Annotated in this window: 4 protein-coding genes; 1 reads left to right on the plus strand and 3 read right to left on the minus strand. The window is 66.7% G+C overall.

All coding sequences use genetic code 11. The features are described 5' to 3' along the window. From AC1DRO_RS21085 to ggt, 3 genes are all read right to left on the minus strand, one after another. On the minus strand, window positions 1-331 hold a 331-nt coding region (locus tag AC1DRO_RS21085; RefSeq protein WP_476952327.1), incomplete at its 3' end, for an Ig domain-containing protein. Between the two features lie 914 nt (window positions 332-1,245). Then, entirely contained in the window at window positions 1,246-1,782 is a 537-nt protein-coding gene (locus AC1DRO_RS21090) for a phosphotransferase (RefSeq protein WP_476952328.1), read from the minus strand. Between the two features lie 266 nt (window positions 1,783-2,048). Next, window positions 2,049-3,869, minus strand: coding sequence for a gamma-glutamyltransferase (gene ggt, locus AC1DRO_RS21095; protein ID WP_476952329.1), 1,821 nt, complete (start codon window positions 3,867-3,869; stop codon window positions 2,049-2,051). A 211-nt stretch (window positions 3,870-4,080) separates the two neighbouring features. Between ggt and AC1DRO_RS21100 the strand changes: the two genes are divergently transcribed. Next, window positions 4,081-4,991 (plus strand): DUF222 domain-containing protein (locus tag AC1DRO_RS21100; protein ID WP_476952330.1); only part of this gene is annotated, 911 nt, incomplete at its 3' end.

The following is a 4,991-nucleotide window of genomic DNA, read 5'->3' on the forward strand; positions in this document are numbered from 1 at the left end:
TGCGGACGGGCGTGACCGCGTCGGGGCTGACCCCGTTGGCCGCGGCGACCGTGAACGTTGCCGCACCGGCCGCCGTCGGCGTCCCGGAGAGGACTCCGGTGGTGGTGTTCAGGCTTAGCCCGGCCGGCAGGGCACCGGAGGCGACACTGAAGGTCGGGGCCGGGTCACCGCTAGCGGCGAACGTGTACGTGTACGCAGCTCCGACCGTGGCCGTCGCCGGGGGCGTGGACGCCGTGAACACCGGGGCCGCGGGCGCGGCCGGGGCGGGCCGAATCTCGATCAAGGACAGATTCCACTTGTCCGTGGTGGGAGCGGTGTCAAAGATTCTCACGGAAGAGGGCGCCGTCGCTGTGCCGGGAGCAGTTTCGCGTTGTGTCCAGAATGTGTCACTGGCGCTGGAAAGGAACTCATCGACCTTGGTTTGACCGCTTCCGACAGTGCGGGGGGTGGCCCTGCTCCAGTCATTTCCCACACCCCAGACCCAGGATCCGGTGCGGGTTGTCGTCAGAGAAGTGCTGGGCGCTCCAGTGGGCCCGTTGGCTCCCCCGACCGCTCCGTCGGTGGCAGTGTCCGCGCCAGTGAAGGTGGCGACCGTTATGGAAGCCTGGTAGGACCCGTTGTGTGTGGCAGTCACTCTCGCGTTCGTGAGGATGCCGTTCGACACGGCCTGCCAAATTTCAGCCGTTCCATACTGCACGTTGGTCCGCTTACGCAGGCGCCAGGTGAGGCCGCCACCGGTCACTGACGTGAATTGCTGTGACCCGGTAGTTGCCGGTCCATCAGCGCTCACAAATGCAACCAACAGTTCATTGGATTGGCTGGTTGTGAAGGCGGGCGAAACGACGGTCCGAGAAAACGCGGACTGGTGCGTGCTGACAACCTTGTCTGTCGCCAATYCGCCAGCTGCCTTGGCAGGAAGGGGCACCACACTGAATCCGACAATTGAAGCGATAAGGACTAAACGCGCAAATATTGGTCGCCGCATGAATTCCTCGCAAAGTCTTCATTGAAGTGAAAGGTGCCCTCACCACCATGGATTCGATGATGGCGCCTATGAATTGGAGCTATCAGCGACGGCGGCACGCTGCTGGAACCTGGGGGCGGCGGCCATGCGTCTAAATCATCCGGGACAAATGCCCTGACTGCGGCGTGATTGAAATGTGCCGCCGAATCCGGGAATCACCGGCCCGGGAGACCCATCCTAACGAGCAGGGAGCCGGGACACCCTGAGTGGCGGCTACCTGTTTAAGCACGGTTCATACTCGTTAAAGCCTTCGCCTTACTCGCTGGTAGCACTAAAGATATCGTTTGGCTTCGGTCCACTGTGTAGGCATGGAACCCGTCCGGATTGACATGCAGTTCCTCGGCTACGGCCAACACCTGAGTGTGGGCCGTCAGGTAACGTGCCGACGACATGTGGTTCCGTCGCCGGTTCAGGTCCAAGTACAAGTCCATATTGTCCAGATCGAGAGCCGCATCTGTTAGGGCTCCTTCGTCAAAATCCAGCAATCCGAGCGGGGATCGGTCGCTCACTGCGATGATCCGATTGCCGTTCAGGTCTCCGTGGGACCACGTCAGCCGATCCGGAGCCGTCCGAAGCAAATTCTTCGTCACTGCCTCTGCCGCGGCCCGCAAGGCACTGCATTGAAGCGACATCTCCGGCACGTTTTCAAAATGACGCAGCAATTCAGGATTGTCCAGCGGTTCCAGCTCAAAGCGACCGTGGCGCAGATAGGCTCCGCGGACGGCGGGGGTTCGGCCTCGGCTCATGACCTCCAGCACGTACTCTCCTGGCCTCCTATCGGACCATGCTCGGCAGACGCTCCAAGATCCGCCTGTAGCTTCGTCGGCGTATTGCCGAACGAGCAGGCACCAGCTCATGGAGTCAGCTCCAGGGTGCGGTGTGAAGTGCCGCTTCAGACTGTTAGACGCAGCATGAAGGAAGAACATGAGGTCCAAATGAAAGACGGGTTGAACCCTCATGAACCAATTCGACGGCGGCCGCCGTCGCTGCGGTCTGCGGCGGCTAGGAACCGATACTGCGCGGCCTACATCCGCGTCGCTCTAACAGCCATCGCGGATCCGCCGCCGCGCCTCACGGGCTCGGCGGCGGCGACCATGCCGCCGTGGGGCAGGAACTCAATGGCGGTCGCGGCGCCGATCTCCGCTGCCGAGGTGAACGCATCCCCGGACGGCGTGAGCTGATGGCCAAACGGTGCCAGCTGGCTGCCGTACTTGGCGATGAAGTCGGGTTCGGCCGTGACCTTGGCCGTGTTCCGTTGCGAGGCACGCGGTGCAGCGATCGCCCCGGAGATGGTCATGCCAAGATCCACCCGGTTCAGGATGGTCTGCAGGACGGTTGTGATGATGGTCGATCCACCGGGCGAGCCGAGAGCGAGGAACGGCTTGCCCTCCTTGAGGATGATGGTCGGCGACATGGACGAGCGCGGGCGCTTCCCCGGCTCGATCCGGTTCGGGTCGGCCGGGTCGTAGACGGTCGAGAAGTCGGTCAGCTCGTTGTTGAGCAGGAAGCCGCGGCCGGGGACCACCATGCCGGACCCTCCGGTCTGCTCGATCGTGAGCGTGTAGTCGACCACGTTCCCGCACTTGTCCGCGACGGTCAGGTTGGTCGTCGAGACGTTCTCGGTGTCCTTCTCGTCGACGGGCGCGACGGCGGCGGCCGGGCACGCGCCGTCGTACGAGGACACGTTCCCCGGCGCAACCGGCTTCGCTGCCGCGTGCAGCGGGTTAATCTGGCAGGCACGCTCCTTGCCGAACGCCGGGTCCGTAAGCGCGGCGGTGGGAACGCTCACGAACGCGGGGTCCCCCACGTACTTGCCACGGTCCGCGAAGGCAAGCGCGCTGGCCTCGAGGTAGTGGTGCAGGGCGCCCGGCGTGGACATCCCGGACAGGTTGGAGGGCGCCAGGATGTTCAGCGCCTCGCCCACCGTGGTGCCGCCGCTGCTGGAGGGCGCCATGCCGTAGACGTCCAGGTCGCGGTAGTCCACGTGCGTGGGCGCCTGATCCAGGGCGCGGTATGCGGCGAGATCCGCCGTCGTCAGGTGCCCTGCCGGAACGGGCAGCTTTGTGTTGGAAGTCTTGGGCGGAGCCTGCACCGTGGCCGTGATCTCCGCCGCAAGCGGCCCGCCGTAGAAGCCGTCCGTGCCCTTTTTCGCGAGGAGCCGGTATGTCTCGGCGAGGTCGTGGTTCTGGAAGACACTGCCGACGGCGGGGGCGTCACCGCCCGGGAGGTAGAGGCTGCTGGTCGAGGGAAACGCCTCGAACCGGGCCTTGTTGTCGAGGGTCTGCTGGCGGAACGTCTCATCGACCACGAATCCACGGGTGGCCACGTTGATGGCAGGCTTGAGGGCATCGCCGAGGCTCAACGTGCCCCACCGGTCCAGGGCACGCGCCCAGGTAGCCGGGGTGCCGGGGACGCCAACGGAGACGCCGCTTGTGACGAGCTCGGGCGTGAAATTGAAGGGCTTGCCGGTCGCTGGGTCGATGAACGCGTTGTGCGGCATTCCTGCCGGTGCGGTCTCGCGGCCGTCGATCGTGCCCACCTTGCCGGTCTTCGCTTCGTAGTACACGAAGTAGCCTCCGCCGCCAATCCCGGCACTGTATGGCTCAGTCACGCCAAGGGTCGCGGCTGCGGCGACGGCGGCGTCCGCTGCGTTGCCGCCCTTGCGGAGGACCTCGATCGCCGCAGCGGATGCCTCCGGATCCACGGTGCTCACCGCCCCGCCGTACCCGGTGGCGGTTGACGTCTTTGCGGTCTCCCGCGGATCGGCCTGCGCTGGGGCGGCGACGGCGCCACCCGTCACGCTCAATGCCAGGGCCGCCGTGACAGCCACCAGCCCCCGTGTCATATATGCCATGATCACTCCCGAGTCCTTGTTATACGTATTGACATTTCTTGTCACGCTACTACGCAGGCGTGCGACACTCAACACTCGCGTCGATGCCATTGGATGCTCTATCGGCAGCTGTCAGAAGTGGACGGCCGGGTGCTCGGTCACTTCAGCTTCATCAAAAATTGTCGGTGGCTCCTGAGATGATCTGAGTGTGGAGAGCAGGACAGTGTTGAGTGCGGAGAGCGGGGCGGCCGTGGAGGCCGTCGCCGAGTCTGTTGCCGCGCTGGCTGCCTTGGCCGGTGCCGGCGCTGGCGACGCCGATGCGCCTGCTGCCGACCCGGTGGGAGACGGCGATCCGTTGCGGCGGCTGGCGGACGGCTGCCTGGACGGGCTCGCCGAGGTCGCCCGGATGGAGGCCCGGACCGCGGCGCTGAGGGTGCGGCTGGCCGCCGACTACACGCACGCAACCAGGCTTTTGGCGCCGCCGGCTCCGTCCCCGCGGGACCGTGCCGTTCAGGAGCTGGCCCTGGTCGCCGAGGTCGCCTGTGTCCTGACCGTTAGCGAACGCACCGCCGCGGCCCTCCTCGCCGAAGCCCGGGCCCTGACGACGGCGCTGCCGCTGACCCTGGCAGCCCTTGGGTCCGGGGCGATCTCCTGGGCCCACGCCCGGATCCTCGTGGACGAAACCGCGTCCCTGGATGCGGCCGGGGCGGCCGCCCTCGAGGCACATTTCCTGGACCCAGGTGCGCCGAACCCGGCCCGCGGCTGCCCGGCCGGGGAGCTCGTTCCGTCCCGGTTCCGGGCCAAGGCCCGCGCCTGGCGCGAACGCCACCACCCGGCCGGCATCGAGGAACGCCACACCACGAGCGCCGCGGACCGGCGGGTCGAGTACACCCCGGACCGGGACGGCATGGCCTGGCTCTCCGCCCACCTCCCGGCCGACACCGCCGCCGGGATCTGGGACCGGACCACAGCGGCGGCCCGCGCCCTCCAGGGCCCGGACGAGTCACGGACCCTGGCCCAGCTCCGCGCCGACATCACCGCCACCTGGCTCCTCACCACCGGCACCGGCACGGGTGCGGGAACGGACGACGGCGGCACCGGTGGATCGGCCGACGGCGGCACCGGCGCCGGCAC

The sequence above is a fragment of the Arthrobacter sp. P4_F11 genome (assembly GCF_056401395.1).

Excerpts from the sequence above, each read along its gene's own strand:
- ggt (WP_476952329.1), bottom strand. The coding sequence starts at position 3,869 with ATGACACGGGGGCTGGTGGCTGTCACGGCGGCCCTGGCATTGAGCGTG.